This window comes from Xylanibacter oryzae DSM 17970 (assembly GCF_000585355.1).
GTDB classification, from domain to species: Bacteria; Bacteroidota; Bacteroidia; order Bacteroidales; family Bacteroidaceae; genus Prevotella; species Prevotella oryzae.
Genome location: NZ_KK073873.1, coordinates 498,807 through 514,090 on the forward strand (window position 1 = coordinate 498,807; position 15,284 = coordinate 514,090).

Annotated in this window: 11 protein-coding genes and 1 pseudogene; 3 read left to right on the forward strand and 9 right to left on the reverse strand. The window is 36.6% G+C overall.

All coding sequences use genetic code 11. From position 1 onward, the window contains the following. Nucleotides 1-86: 86 nt before the first annotated feature. The 4 genes from XYLOR_RS01905 to XYLOR_RS01920 all read right to left on the reverse strand — a co-directional run bounded on the left by XYLOR_RS01905 (nucleotide 87) and on the right by XYLOR_RS01920 (nucleotide 4,599). Nucleotides 87-605 (reverse strand): methylglyoxal synthase, encoded by a 519-nt coding sequence (locus XYLOR_RS01905; protein WP_036876475.1) that lies wholly within the window; start codon nucleotides 603-605, stop codon nucleotides 87-89. 142 nt (nucleotides 606-747) lie between these two features. Further along, entirely contained in the window at nucleotides 748-1,803 is a 1,056-nt protein-coding gene (locus XYLOR_RS01910; protein ID WP_036876477.1) for a Gfo/Idh/MocA family protein, read from the reverse strand. A gap of 11 nt (nucleotides 1,804-1,814) precedes the next feature. Beyond that, nucleotides 1,815-2,882 (reverse strand): radical SAM/SPASM domain-containing protein, encoded by a 1,068-nt coding sequence (locus XYLOR_RS01915; RefSeq protein ID WP_036876479.1) that lies wholly within the window; start codon nucleotides 2,880-2,882, stop codon nucleotides 1,815-1,817. A gap of 73 nt (nucleotides 2,883-2,955) precedes the next feature. Then, entirely contained in the window at nucleotides 2,956-4,599 is a 1,644-nt protein-coding gene (locus XYLOR_RS01920; protein WP_036876482.1) for a sigma-70 family RNA polymerase sigma factor, read from the reverse strand. A 700-nt stretch (nucleotides 4,600-5,299) separates the two neighbouring features. On the opposite strand from XYLOR_RS01920, the gene XYLOR_RS01925 reads away from it, so the two are divergent. Together XYLOR_RS01925 and XYLOR_RS01930 are read left to right on the forward strand one after the other, a co-directional pair. Further along, nucleotides 5,300-5,722 (forward strand): hypothetical protein, encoded by a 423-nt coding sequence (locus XYLOR_RS01925; RefSeq protein ID WP_036876010.1) that lies wholly within the window; start codon nucleotides 5,300-5,302, stop codon nucleotides 5,720-5,722. After that, nucleotides 5,722-6,639 (forward strand): IS3 family transposase, encoded by a 918-nt coding sequence (locus XYLOR_RS01930; protein ID WP_051508822.1) that lies wholly within the window; start codon nucleotides 5,722-5,724, stop codon nucleotides 6,637-6,639. The genes XYLOR_RS01925 and XYLOR_RS01930 overlap by 1 nt, the downstream gene beginning before the upstream one ends. 481 nt (nucleotides 6,640-7,120) lie before the next feature. Here the strand turns inward: XYLOR_RS01930 and XYLOR_RS01935 are convergent, their stop codons facing one another. Then, the gene (locus XYLOR_RS01935) at nucleotides 7,121-7,909 is read right to left on the reverse strand and encodes a 2-oxo acid dehydrogenase subunit E2 (RefSeq protein ID WP_036876484.1); all 789 of its coding nucleotides are present in this window, start codon (nucleotides 7,907-7,909) and stop codon (nucleotides 7,121-7,123) included. A 123-nt stretch (nucleotides 7,910-8,032) separates the two neighbouring features. Here XYLOR_RS01935 and XYLOR_RS13980 point away from each other — a divergent pair. After that, a pseudogene (locus XYLOR_RS13980) lies at nucleotides 8,033-8,539 on the forward strand (CatA-like O-acetyltransferase). Nucleotides 8,540-8,611: 72 nt separating this feature from the next. On the opposite strand, the gene XYLOR_RS01945 reads toward XYLOR_RS13980, so the two are convergent. The 4 genes from XYLOR_RS01945 to XYLOR_RS01960 are packed head-to-tail and all read right to left on the reverse strand — an operon-like array spanning nucleotide 8,612 to nucleotide 15,207. Next, nucleotides 8,612-8,938 carry a heavy-metal-associated domain-containing protein gene (locus XYLOR_RS01945; RefSeq protein WP_036876485.1) on the reverse strand — a complete coding sequence of 109 codons (327 nt, stop codon included), beginning with the start codon at nucleotides 8,936-8,938 and terminating at the stop codon, nucleotides 8,612-8,614. Between the two features lie 32 nt (nucleotides 8,939-8,970). Further along, nucleotides 8,971-10,239: an efflux RND transporter periplasmic adaptor subunit gene (locus XYLOR_RS01950; protein ID WP_245601934.1), complete on the reverse strand. Its 1,269-nt coding sequence runs from the start codon at nucleotides 10,237-10,239 to the stop codon at nucleotides 8,971-8,973. Next, nucleotides 10,239-11,546 (reverse strand): TolC family protein, encoded by a 1,308-nt coding sequence (locus XYLOR_RS01955; RefSeq protein ID WP_036876487.1) that lies wholly within the window; start codon nucleotides 11,544-11,546, stop codon nucleotides 10,239-10,241. The genes XYLOR_RS01950 and XYLOR_RS01955 overlap by 1 nt, the downstream gene beginning before the upstream one ends. Next, the gene (locus XYLOR_RS01960) at nucleotides 11,533-15,207 is read right to left on the reverse strand and encodes an efflux RND transporter permease subunit (protein ID WP_036876489.1); all 3,675 of its coding nucleotides are present in this window, start codon (nucleotides 15,205-15,207) and stop codon (nucleotides 11,533-11,535) included. The genes XYLOR_RS01955 and XYLOR_RS01960 overlap by 14 nt, the downstream gene beginning before the upstream one ends. Between the last annotated feature and the right edge of the window lie 77 nt (nucleotides 15,208-15,284).

Below are 15,284 nucleotides of genomic sequence, written 5' to 3' on the forward strand. Positions count from 1 at the left end.
ATAAATAACAAAATAAAAATCATAGAAATTGCAAACATTTTACTATTAATTATCCCTTATAAAGGAATGTTATATTTTACGGTCTTTTAGTGCGTTTTTTCCTTATTTACAGATTCTACGACTTCTTCGACCATCGATTTGTTGGCAAAACGATTTGCATATGAAGAATAATCCGGACGAACGCGTTGGTATTTTGTATCTTGGAACAGCGGACTTGATATGATATGGTCGGCTGTAGTGCGGTTGCAACAGAGCACGATGTTTTCTACACTGCAAAGACGTGTCAATGCGCGGACATCAGAATCGTGTGGCTGTAATGTCATTGGGTCTGTAAAGAAAAATAGATAATCAATACTGCCGCCTACAATCAATGAACCCATTTGCTGGTCTCCACCCAACGGACCGGAATTTAGTATAGTGAAGTCCCATTCTTCATCAGGATGCTTTTTAGTAAGAGCTTCAAGAATAAGTTTACCGGTAGTTCCGGTTGAATAGAACTTATGACCTCTCAACTTGCTTGAATTCCATAGACACCATTCCATCAAATCCTTTTTGTTTGCATCATGTGCAACTAAGCCGATATTCCTTTTTACAAATTCTTCCATAGTAATATTTTTAAATTAATAGAGTGTTTCAATCAGAGGCAAATATAAATAAAAGATATTGGAATGCAAAGGAAATAATGAAAAAGATGCTACTTTCACTTCATAAATAGTATATCATTATCCTTTCAAAGGATTCTCTATACTATGATATTATGTCACGTATGTCCTTGATCAACGAATAGGTGTTCTTTAATGATTCAAATGAAGAACGACAACTGCTGCTTTTGCATTCAACCAAGTCGACAAAATTTTTTATCTCATTGAAATAACCTTGCGTATATATTTGATTGTTTGCCATTACTGGTGAAAAATTATTCCTTGCAGATAATTTTACATATGAAGAATGTCTATGCATAAACTTTTCAGTTGGTACGCCAAATATAGCCTTGCTTTTTGAGGAGAATGCAAGCTCTTCCATTTGTTTTAGAGAATAAGTTCCGTTGGCTGCATTAATAGTTATTGATTCGCATGCATCAGCCCATGTGTATGCTGTTGAAAGTTCAAGTATGCCTGTTGTATCGCAATGCTGAAGAATCAGCATAATGGTCAGACCACCATCTTTATTCTTTACATAATCGATACCTTTAATCTTAGCCTCGCCAAAAAGATATACTACGTAGTCAAGCGGATGTATGAACAAATCAAAAAGAGGATCTCCTTCAGGATATAGGCCTGTAAGGTATTTCAAGTTATAACTTATGCATTTGTCGTGTTTTATTCTATCTGTCAAAGCGTCTGTGAGTGGCGAATACCTCTTCTGCAATCCAGCCATTGAGACAGGTGAACCATATATCTTTACCTTGTCAATAAGATTATTCAATTCTTCAAGAGAATAACAAGGAGGCTTCTCTATGAAAAGAGATTTCCCGCTTTTTAATATCTTTGAAGCTAAATTATAATGTGAAGCAGGTGAGGCCGAAACAAATATTCCTTTAATTTCCTTATCTTCCAATATTTCATCAATGGAGGTCGTTCCCTTTACTCCTGCATATTTGTGTTGTATCATTTTTGCTTTATCGGTAGACTGGCAACAGATATATTTTAATTTAACTTGCAGGTAATTCAGAATGGGGTATAAGTTATTAAGGCTATGGCTTCCTATCCCTACAAATGCGTAGTTGCCGTAATAGACATTCCGCAATAGTTTTCTACTGTTTATGTCTTTGTACCTGTGTATTAATCCATTTATGTATTTCATATTATGTAAAATTACTTTTCGATTTCTGCAAAATATTGTTTGTAAGTCTGTTTTTTGTCTTCCGACCATTGATATTCTCCATAAAAAGCTTCAATAACCCTTTTGGGAAATAGTTTCTCAAAATTTCTCAAAAGGATTATATCATATTTCCTATGATAGTTTATCCAGCAACCATTGCATTCTTTGGTATATTTACATTGTATGCTGCATGAATCTTTGGAATTGAAAATCTCGTCTAATGATTTCTCGTGTATGTTCCCCAAAATTACATCCAGATTCTGGCACAGTGGGACATTGCCGTTAGAATGAATGACCAATTCGCTGAAAATGCTCTGGCATCGCAACTTAAGATGTCCATTACGCCATTCATCATAAAAAGCTACAAAATCATAGTTCTCGTCTGTATCATGAATATTGTTAGGGATATGTCTGATGTAATTCTCCATGTCGGCAGAAAGCAGCTCGCCTGAAGTATCAAAAAAGGACATAGTACCATATATACCTATACGTACATCTATACCATACCTTTTGGCCACATTTATAACAAATTCCATATCCTTGAAATTATTCCATGGAGACAGGCAAAACATTAATGACATGGGCACAACATCCTTAAGAGACTCTACTACATCAATAACCTTATCATAACCATCTCTGCCTCTCATCTCCAGATATGTATTACGATTGCCGTCGAGCGAAACATATAGATGGGCCGGATGATACCTTTTTACCATATCTTTCACCTTGGTAGGAGCAAGACAGTTAGACAGAAGTGTATAGTTGGGATGGTTATTCATAAACCACTCCATTATTTCATTTGCCTGTGGATGGAGTACGAACTCACCACCTTCAAGTCCTATTACGGTCTTTCTTGTTATACACTTACTCTTCATTATTTTCTTAATGTCGTCAAGTGATAGATGCTCCTCCGGTTTTTTCCATATAGAGCAGTGTTTGCACTTAGACTGACATAGAGTCGTAGAATATATCATCAGCGAACTCAATGTCTTATGTTGCGGACGAGTGATATTGTTGAGATATAGACGTCCATTATGGACGTAGTCACTAATACTGTACATTATTCTTTTTAATTTAAGGGTTCTATGAGTATAGTCCCCCAAAATCAAAAAGACTGCTTGACGTTTCTTCTTTTTACCACGTAAACCTAATACCGAATGGCATAGTTACATAGAATGGATGTTCTGTCCATATCGTGTGAGTACTGCTTCCCGTTGGTATGTAATAGTTGAGCGTCGGTTCAAGATAGACACTAAAGTTAGGTGTCAGCTTATATTGCAGGCCAAAGCTTGTATTCAGCGACCACTGTAAAGGAACATTCACTTTACTACTGCCTATATCCATAGGTATAGAGTCGGTGAGGAGCCGTTCGTTGATTTTTCCGCCTAGAGGGATATTAATCAATAGTCCGGCAGACCCGTAAGCTGATACTCTCTTATATCCTATTATGCGATATGAGAGACGCAATGGTATACCGAGATAGTGCACTTTCTGGTATTTGCATATATTGTTGCTGCCGCTGCCCATTGTGAATGTTGATTTCAGCATAGAATATTGAAGTCCTGTTTCAAAACTCCAGTTGTCGTTCAGTGTCTTTGTCAATGAAAGACCTATTGTGATAGGCTTTTCGTGCTTCTCATTCTCGATAATACGGCCACTGTTATTCTTGGCGATATTCATCAGAGCAATAGAATCGGCAGGAGAGTGTTCGTTTGTCCTTGTTGCCAAGTCCTTATAAAGTTCTTCCCATGTAGTTATATTTCCGGCATCACTTGTTAATGTATTAGAAGAAATCATCTTGTATACTCCCTGAGCAAGTGCAGGACCTGCAGAACCAGCAAGCAGCATATTCCATTTGCTCTTTTTATGTCTGTGTGTTATTGGGATATTATCATAATCAATTTTATTATAATGCTCAGGAATAGGTATATCTTTTGACTTTGGTGCTTCAGACTTATGCGAGTCTGTTGAGTCACAGATGGCCTGAACAGTATCATTACAGATAGAAGGGTTGCACTCTTTATTGTAATGAGATGTCTCAATCTTATTAGCCATATACTGATTTTTAATCACATTGCCATTTATGCCACTTTCATTTCTTTGAGTTGCATTCTTTTCATTCTTTATCTCCTTACAGACTTCAGACGAATTCTTTATTTTATTAGAGTTGTATGGCTGCTTTCTTTTACAATATTTGTATATTGGCAGCATAAGTATGGCAATGATAATAAGAGTGATGGCACGATAGTCTGATAAGTACTTTCTAAGTATAGCCTTGGCACGGTATAATTGTGATGAAGAAGAATGTGGCTCAATGCCCAGTATGTCAGCTATTTCTTTGTGTGAAAGACCCTCTATAACAGAAAGTCTGAAAATGGTACGATAACCTTCAGGCAATTTCTCTATCATTTCGAGTAGTTCATGTACAGAAATGGAATTATCGTTTTTATATCCTTCTTCAGGTATTTCGATATCCTCTTCTTTTAGTGCAGACAGTTCAATACGTCTTACTGACTTAGACTTCTCCAAATACTTTAAAGATAGATGTTTGGTTATAGTAGTAATCCACTGCCCGAATCTTTCAGGGTTACGCAGTTTACCTATAGATGCAAATGCTATTATAAAGGCGTCATGGACAAGATCTTCAGCATCGTCCTTGTTTCCCTTTATAATTTTTATGCATACGCCTTTCATCTTGTCGGCATATGCATTATATAGGCTTCCAAGAGCATCTGCATCTCCTTCCTTAGCTCGTTCTACAACTCTTTCCAAATTCATACAAGAAATGTCTTTTAATTAGTATAGATATGGTAGTTGTAGAAAGACTGCATGATTTATTGTTATTTTTTTCAAAATATTTTTTTGCCTTTGATATTCTATATTAAATACAGCAATAGCAAGTTTGTCTTCAAAGGTAATAATAATATATTTAATGGCAAAACTTCATTTTCGTTTTTGCGTGCTTATTTCTATACCCATCTGTATGTATGAATCTTTACAATTATGTTCTGAATAAAAAACGTTTTCTAACCTCAACCTCACTATTCTTGCGTAAGTGTATGATTATAAGTGCGTTAAATGAGTGAGGTTTGGTTTTTAAACCTCACTAAACCTCACTGTTTAATTTACGACAATTAAATATTACAAATTTACTCTTGAAAACAGCTTATTTCAATATACAAATCAAGTTGTTTTGTTAAGCAAAATAAGTTGATTTGTCTAACAAAATAAGTTGTTTTGTATTGTAATACCTATGTTTTTAATGTGGTGAATTTAGTTTACAATACTGCTATTGTATATCTTTGTCGTAGATATTTAGTATAGAATAATGATGTAAAAATGGAGATAATATTAAAGTAATTATTTAAGACAACTTATATTGTCAATTAACGATTAAACAGTCAACCACCTTTGGAAAAAGAGGAGTGAGGTTTAGTGTCTTACTCCAAAATAGGTTGACTCCCAAAGACATAAAAAGATGGAAGTATTAAAAGAAAAAGGTTTACAATTCAAGAACAAACGTGGTCCCCATGGAACACCGGAGTGTATCCGTATAGCAACCGTTATCGATGTCCTAAGCGGCATGAGTCGTAATGATGTGGCAAAAAAATATTGTGTTGATCCTACCAATATATCAAGATGGAAGGTTATCTTTGCATCAAGAAAAGAAGTAAAGGAGGAGTTAGCCATGAGAAAGATAACCTCAAAGAAATCTCATTCGTCAATGAGCATGCATCCTGAAGACCAAGTTCTTGAACTTGCCTCAATCAAGAAAGAGTTACTTGATAAGGAAATCCAAATCAGGGATATTCAGGAGCGTCTTGATATAGCCAATACAATGATAGATGTGGCCGAAAAGCTGTTCCACATCGAGATTAAAAAAAAACTTGGTTCGAAGTAGTGAAGAGTCTTTTCGAAGATAAAGAAAACACTTATACAGTAGTTTCTCTCTGCAAGATTATAGGATATACAAAACAGGCATACTATAAACATGAGAATTCAATATCAGAAGATGCTATGCGCCATGAAATAATTATTCAGGCGATATATTCTATAAGAGAAAAGATGCCGGATTTGAGCTGTGACAAGGTTCATAGAATACTATTAAAACGTCTTCCTTCGGATCTGACAATAGGCAGGAAGGCAACATACGATCTGATGCGAATACACGGTCTTATCCGACACAAGCGCTGCTATCGTACACAAACGACCTTGACCGTTTATAGGTTGGAATATCACGATTTGATAAAGGACCTATTCATAGACCATCCTAATCAAGTATGGGTTGCTGATATAACATATATCCGACTAGAGTCCGGTGACTTTATTTATCTTGGGCTTATAACAGATCTATATTCCCGTAAGATAATTGGATGGAATTTGTCAGAAAGCCTTGCACAGGAAGGTGCGATGTCTGCATTGAAGATGGCTTTGGCAATGTTACCTGCAGGTGTGATGCCGATACATCATTCAGACCGGGGCTGTCAGTATTATAGCAAAATATATACGGATCTACTCAAATCTGTTGGTATGCAAATTAGCATGTATACGGATGGTGACCCAAGAAATAACGCCGTTGCCGAGAGAATTAATGGAACAATCAAAAATGAAATGCTCTGTGATAAAGTAATCTATGGATTGGATGATGGATTTATAAAAGTTTGTAGGGCTATTCATATATATAATGATGAACGTCCTCATTTAAGCCTTGATTATCATACACCAGAAGAAGCTTATCATATGAGTGGAAATATAAGAAGACGATGGAATACTAATTATAAAAAGAAGGAGGTACTACTTGAAATAATAGAAAAGTAATTTTGAATGTTCAAAGATATATAATATCTTTGCAACGACTACTCCATGTCTAGTACTCAAACAAGTTACGAAGTCAACCTGGAGTGATAATTTTTAAAAAGTAATTATTTAAGACAACTTATATTGTCAATTAACAATTAAACAGTCAACCACCTTTGGAAAAAGACATAGTGAGGTTTAGTGAGGTTTAAAAGCTAAACCTCACTCGCATAAAATGCTGCTAATCAATTGTTTATATTAAAATAGTGAGGTTGAGGTTAGAAAACGTTTTTTTGAAAATAAAAATCATCATCTGAAAAATGACATGGTCGAAGAACTAAAACGGTTAATTTTGTCTTTTATAGAAAGAAAAAATTAATAAAAAGTTTCCTTATGATAAAGAAATAATGTGTTGTTATAATGTACGATAGTAGATGAATATAATGGAATAATGTCTTTACCTACACTCTTTTCTATCTTTGAATTTATCTTATTTTTTCATTTATAGGTTTAATCCATTTTCGATATTTGTTCTCAACTCATTAATAAACCGTGCCATCGGTGCACCATCCATCACATCATGGTCTATAAGGATAGATGCATTTAATATCTCTCTAATGGCAATTTCGTTATCTATTACAGCCGGCTTTTTGATAATAGAGCCAATCCCGAAACATATTGGGTGTACAGATATTGGAATAAACCAGCCATTGATTTTCCCCATCATTCCGATGGACGTAAATGCTACATTTCCCATTCTATTGAATGCAAATTTGGGATGTTTCAATAGATATTTCCAAAAAAGTAATCTGAGAAATCTTGGGAGCAAATAGTAAATACGTTCTGCTTGTTTGGCTTTCTTTTGAAGAGTGATATCCTTTTGGGTAAGTTCTTGGTTTTTTGCCATAGAAATCTTTGCTGCTATTGATTCAATGCTGATTTCATTAACTTTCTCTATAACAAGTGGAAAAGGGACTTTTGTCCCATCCAATTTTTTTTCTACAATGATGGATATATTGATGTCATCAAAGATCATCAAATTGTTTTTACCGATCAGATAGGAACTCGCAGTTTCGTGTTTCTTGATTGTTTTTCCAATAACATGAATCAGCCATGCATTAAATGAGATCTTTGTTTGATTCTTTTTGTTGTATTCTCTGATTTTTCTTCTGCTGTCGGTAACGTCAAATTCAAGCAGTCCTACAATATGATGTTTATGTTTACCAATTTCACAAACATCTATACTTGCTATTCTTGAATCCGGAAATAGCTCTGTTTTATAATTTGTCATATTGTGTTGCTTTGCTATGCTTCAAAATGTTTAGACTGCAAATATACAAATTTTATTTGTTTATCATTTCGTGTATGATAAAAATGTCTACTTCTGCAGGTAGATCATATTTGAAAGAATGAAATGACAAAAGCTGTTTTTGAACCGGTTTCATCCAATTGGGAAAGAAAACCTTATTTTGATTATTATTATAAGATAATCAAAACAAAGTATAATGTGAATTACCATATAGATATCACAGAGCTTCTGAGCAGGATTAAAAACTTGAATATACGGTTTTATTCCACATTTATGTATGTGATCATGCGTGTGGTCAATCAAAATGAAGAATTCTGAATGAGTTTTGATGAACATAATATGCTTGGTACTTGGAGCTATGTTGTTCCTTCTTATACCATTTTTAATGATGACAACAAGACTTTTTCTGATATATGGAGTGAATATTCTCTTGTGTTCAAGGAATTTTATGATCATGTTGTTGTTGATGTGAATAGATATAAGGATGTCAAGGAGACTAAGGCAAAAGAAAACACTAATTTATCCATATTGACAATGGATGAGGAGGAAACGATCGAAGTTAAAGATAAGAAAATTCGCGTTATTCCTGTATGGAAGTGGATGCGTGAATGAATTTTATCAACAAAAAATTTCAACCCGTGACAATTTGTCGCGGGTTGATTTATGGTTCTATTTAATACCTCTTTATTTGTTGCGATAGCGACAGCATGCTGGTAGTCGATTGTAATCAGCATCAGAGGCTTTCATTTTGCCAACATCATGGCCTGCTTTGACAATAGACCACTGCACCTTCTTTGGAGAAGTCTTTGCATCATCATAAGTAATAACCAACTTGTGACTCTTGATATTCCAAGATGCAGTTTTTACACCATCAACTGATTTCGCAGCTTTTTCTATTCTGGCTTTACAACTACTGCATTTGCCATTTACTGAAAAAATACTCTCAACTGTTTTCGCTGATGCTACACTGACAGAGAGTGCAATCATCATCATCATTACCATTCTTTTCATTGTTTTTTCTTTTTAAATTGTTAATTACTAAATTACTGATTCATCATTGAATGCTTTCCGTCCAACTGTGCACTCGCATCAATAGCAAATGTACCATTTACGACAATCTCATCACCATCTGAAAGTCCATTTATAACTACATAACTATTTGGTAGAGAAGGGCCAAGCACAACATTCCGCATTGTGAATGTAGGTTGACTACTGTACGGATCTTTCACATAAACGATAGAACGTCTGCCTGTCCATAAAACTGCTGATTTGGGAACAATAATATTATGTTTGTATTGCCCCATTGACACAGAAACAATTCCAGAAACGAGCATTTCGGGTTTGAATTTCCCTGTGCTATTATTAAGTTCTACCCGCACACCAGCTGTTCTAGTCTGGTTGTTCAATATTGGGTCAATAAAAGATATTCTTCCACTAAACACCTGACCGGGAATAGCATCAGTGGTAAAACTAATAGATTCTCCTTTATGGATAAATGGCAAATCATCTTCATAAGCCTGGAACATTGCCCATAGCCTGGAAAGATCTGCTATCTGAAGTAATATACTGCCTTGATTAACATAATCACCACGATTAACATTCTTTACGATAACCGTTCCAGAAGTATTAGCCTTAAGTTCTGAATAAGGCGATGCTTTCTTATCTCGAAGAATCTTATTAATTTGTTTTGTAGTAAGATTCAACAGATGAAGTTTCTCTATTGCAGCATCAACCATATTCTTACGTTGCGACATATCCCCAAAGTGAAGTGCCGTTATAAGTTCCTGTTCAGCTGTATACAATTCCGGTGAATAAATGATAGCAATAGTTTGGCCTTTTGTAATATGATCACCAACAGCATTTACGAAAAGACGTTCAATGCGACCTCCAACATATGCCGACTGTGATTGCTGCATACGCTGGTTCGGTTGGATTTTGCCAAAGAGGCGGACTTCCTTGCTACCACTATGATTGCCTACAATGGCAGTTTCTACATTAGCTAATGTCATAGCCTCGTCGCTCATTTGTATACTATTGGCATCCACATTCTGTTTACTTTCCTGTTTTAAAGGGATAAGATCCATTCCGCAAATAGGGCATTTTCCTGGATGATCTTCTCTAACCTGAGGATGCATGGAGCAAGTCCATATCTTTTTCTTACTGCTGGTCGTTTTTACGGGCTTCATTGTCATATCAGTCAATGTAGAGTGACCAAAAAATATCCAACCCAAAAATAAACCAATCACAAGTATTCCTATATATTTTATCCATTTATTGGATTTCCATATATTAATTATTTTCTGTTTCATCATCACTTATTATTAATACTATAATCATTTGTTGCTGCCAATTTTTCTAATTCTGCAATCGCTGTATTATATTCTGCAACAGCATCAAAACGTTTCAGACTGAAATCTATGAGAGTTTGCTGAGTCTGCAATATATCAGTTATAGAAGATAAGCCGTTTGTGTATTCTGTATGCATCAATTGAACCGTTTTACTCAATATATGAGTCTCTGTATCACAAAGTTTTATGTTACGTTTGGCTTCATCAAGGCGTCGCATGATATCATCATACTGACTTTGTATCTCATCAATTATAGCTACATAACTTTCATTTGCATTATCCTCCATTAACTTAGCAGCTTTCTGTTGCGCCCGGATCTTTTTACGATAAATAGGTACAGACACTTTAAACATTACCGCCAGCATATCCATTCCATTCATATTGCTCATTACTCCATCACTCATTCCGTCACGTTTCTTGTTGAACATATACTCTAATCCGGTACCAATCATGGGCATACCCATTTTCTTTGCCATCTCTCTCTGAGCTACGTAAGACTGTCCTTCTGCTTTCTGCATCGAAAGCACGGGATTATGTCTCTCAATGTCCTCAATATTTAAATTAGGTTTAAGAGATTCCGAGATGGTGTCAGGAATAGCTATTGCTATGTTTTCGTCACGATGAAGAAGTATATTGAATTGTCGTTTCATCAGGTCAAATTGTGATTTTGCATTTTCCTTTTGTTCTGCTAATTTATTTTCTTCGACCTGAATGCGTAACTGATCACTCATTCTATTGCCTCCACTCATGCCATTTCCCTTTCCATACATAGCTGAAGGTGATTTGTACATATAGAGCGAAACTTCCTCTAAAGATTTAAGCAAACGGATATTATCATTGATTGCATCAATCTGCTCATGAACAGAGAGCATTGCATACCATAGCTTTTGAACACTGAAAGCTATCTCAATACCAGCTATTCTGTATTTCTGATACTTAGCTTGTGCCATCCATGATTTTTCAAGTTTTGCTGCTTTAAGAGTTCCGAACCAAGGAAACATCTGCATGAATGATACTGATGCCACTTGTTTGCCATTGACCTGTTCCATTGGTTTGGTATAAAAACTAAACGACAGCTCAGGATCATCTAATTGACCGGCAGGAATCACGCGTTGGATAGATGCCAGATAATCACTATAGGCAGCTTTTACTTTTGGGTTGTTATGGGCTGCAATTATCATATATAAATTAAGACTATCTGTCTGAGAATAAACAACTGAAGTCATAAGAAGCATAACAACCAAACAGAGCATGTTTTTATTTGTTTTCATAATCTTTCCTCCTCTTTAGTTCTTTTTGTAAAATTCCCTCGCGCCACCAGCATTGCAATACAGGGACAACGAACATCGTCATGGTTTGAATGAGCATGCCACCAAAAGTAGGTATTGCCATTGGAACCATAATATCAGCGCCTTTTCCTGTTGAAGACAAAACAGGGAGTAAGGCTATAAGAGTAGCTGCCGTTGTCATTGAGGCAGGGCGAACACGCTTAAGTCCGGCTTTTACAACAGCTTCTACTATGGCTTCTTTTGTTTGGGGGTTGTCGTGAATAAAAACCTGATGAATATATGTGCCCATCAATACGCCGTCGTCAGTGGCTATACCGAATAAAGCTATAAATCCGACCCATACAGCCACACTCAAATTGATAGTATGAATATCAAAGAGAACACGCATATTCATTCCGGCAATGCTGAAATTCATAAACCATGGTTGGCCATAGAGCCAGATGAGGATAAACCCTCCGGCAAATGCCACAAAAACTCCTGAGAAGTGTATCAGTGAGGCGGTAACGGATTTGAACTGGAAATATAAAATCATCAGAATAGACAATAATGCAATTGGAACAACGATAGCTAAGCGTTTTGTTGCATGCTCTTCTTGTTCGTAATTACCAGTGAACTGATAATAGACGCCTTTAGGGAGTATTATCTTACCATTCCTTACGTCTCTATCCAGAATGTTTTTAGCTTCATTCACTACATTTACTTCAGCTTTATCACCTACTTTATCAAAAGTGATATATCCCACTAAAAACGTGTTTTCACTCTTGATCATCGTTGCACCTTTGGCAAATTGTAATGTAGCAATTTCGCTGAGTGGAATCTGAGTTCCATCTGCAGCAGGTATCATAATATTGCTGAGTGCATCTGGATTATCACGAAGTTCACGAGCATATCGCACGCGAATTGGGAAACGTTCACGGCCTTCTACAGATGTACCCTCGTTCATTCCTCCTATAGAAGTTGATATTATATTCTGCATATCAGCAACTTGTATCCCATAACGTGCCATTTTTTCACGATCAAGTTTTATCTCAATATAAGGTGCGCCTGTAGAACGATCGTAATAGACTGAAGACTTCAATATAGAAGGAACCTTTTTTAAAGCATCTTCCATTTGCATACCAGCTTTCTCAATAGAATTGAGATCAGGTCCATAGATTTTAAGTCCCATTGTAGCACGAAGTCCCGTTGAGAGCATCACCATACGTGTGGCAATAGGTTGTAGTTTTGGAGCTCCAGTCAATCCTGGCAATGAACTTGCCTTTGTAATCTGATTCCAAATATCATCTTTGGTATGAATAATATTGCGCCACTGACGATAATAATTGCCATGCGAACTAATGATAAGACTATCGCTGGGGATAATACGGAATTCTTTAGAAGGATCGTAAACACTACCTCCTTTCAGAATAAAACGACCTTGCATATCCGTTTTGAAACGGGCTCGATGACCATTTTGGTCGAGCATATATTCAGGCAAATAATTGATAGTCACTTCGTACATTTGTATCGGTGCCGGGTCGAGAGCGGAATTGGCACGTCCCCATTTACCCACAGCAGATTCAACCTCAGGAATAGCCTTGATACGCCGGTCAAGCAGCTTTATGTAATCAATGTTAGCTTCTACACCGGTATGTGGCATATTTGTGGGCATCAGCATAAATGAGCCTTCGTCAAGAGTTGGCATAAATTCTTTACCGGTATGAGTCCAAATCAGCAAACCTAATACTAAGGTAGAGATTGGAATTAATATAAATATCAATCTATTGGCCAGACACCAACGCAGAATTCTTTCATAATAAATGACAAGAGACCAAAGCATTATTAATATCACTGAAACAATTCCACCGACAAACAGTGTGTTCAGCAAAATTCCGTTGTCAGGACCTAATGGTAACCACATTGATGCAAGAAGATAAACAGCCACAACCACAACAATACCGACTGTCATATAATTCATCTTTTTACGATGCTCTCTTAATGGCATCATGAGTTGCCGAAATGAAGCTACCATTTTTTCAAATGGAGATAGCCATTTAAAAATAGGAATGCGTAAAGAAAATATCCAGTATGCCAGAGTTGGCAGAACGATTAGTCCTAAAATCAAAGATGATGCCAAGGCAAACGTCTTTGTAAAGGCTAGAGGTTGAAACATTTTTCCTTCTTGTGCCTGCATGGCAAACACAGGAAGAAAACTTACAATAGTGGTAACCATGGCTGTTACTATCGCTGATGATACCTCAGAGACAGAATTAAAAATAACGGTCTCCAGTTCTTTACCGCGAATATGTCCATCCTCATCATGTCGTGAATGCAGATTTCGTAACACATTCTCCATAAAGACAACTCCCACATCAACCATTACACCTATTGCAATGGCAATACCTGACAAAGCCACTATATTTGCCTCTATACCGGTAAGTTTCATCACAATAAATGTGCCCAGAACAGCAAGAGGTAACATGCTGGCAACAACGATTGAAGCACGTATGTTTATAACCAAAACGAGTACAACAATGATACAAATAAGGACTTCATGAGTAAGTGCGCTTTCAAGCGTTCCAATAGTTTCGCGAATCAAATTTGTCCGGTCATAAAAAGGAACAACTGTGACTTTTGAGACAGTGCCGTCCTTTAATGTCTTCTGAGGCATGCCTGCATTCATTTCCTTGATTTTGGTCTTCACATGATTGATAACATCCATTGGATTGGATCCGTAACGTGCAACCACCACGCCACCAACAGCTTCCTGACCTTCTTTATCAAGCCCGCCACGGCGATTACCAGGGCCAAAGTTTACCTTTGCAATATCCTTAATACGAATAGGTACACCGTCTCTTGAAGTAATGGCTGCATTCTCCAGATCATGCAGGTTCTTGATATATCCCAATCCTCTAATAAGATACTCCACTTTATTGATTTCAAGCGTGCCAGCACCAACATCAATATTCGAATTTTTAACGGCTTGCATCACCTGCATGAGATTAATACCATAAGAACGCATTGCATCAGGATTAATATCCACCTGATATTCTTTCACATAGCCACCTACCGAGGCCACTTCTGATACACCATCAGCTGAACTCAATGAATATTTGACATAGTAGTCCTGAATCGTACGCAATTCTTCAGGATTCCAACCACCTGCAGGCTTACCTGTGTGAGGATTTCGTCCTTCAAGAGTATACCAAAACACCTGACCTAATGCAGTGGCATCTGGACCAAGGGCTGGTTTAACTCCCTCGGGAAGTAATCCCGAAGGCAAAGAGTTCAATTTTTCCAAAATGCGGGAACGACTCCAATAAAAATCGACATTATCTTTGAATATGATATACACAAAGGACATACCGAACATGGATGTGGAACGAATTGTCTTTACGCCGGAAATACCTAATAAGGAAGTGGTGAGCGGATAAGTTATCTGCTCTTGCACGTCTTTAGGTGAGCGTCCCATCCATTCTGTTGCTACAATCTGCTGATTGTCACCTACGTCAGGAATAGCATCCACAGCTATAGGATCACGGGGTATAAATCCGCTGTTCCAATTAAACGGTGAAGTTGCTAATCCTCCAACAATGACAACAATCAACAATATAGCAGTAATTATCCTGTTTTGCAGGAAATACTTAATTATTTTGTTGAGCATTTTATTAATTTATAATTTATTGTAATTTACAATTAGTTACATATCTAATGTAGAGGCACAATACGACACTGGGCTCC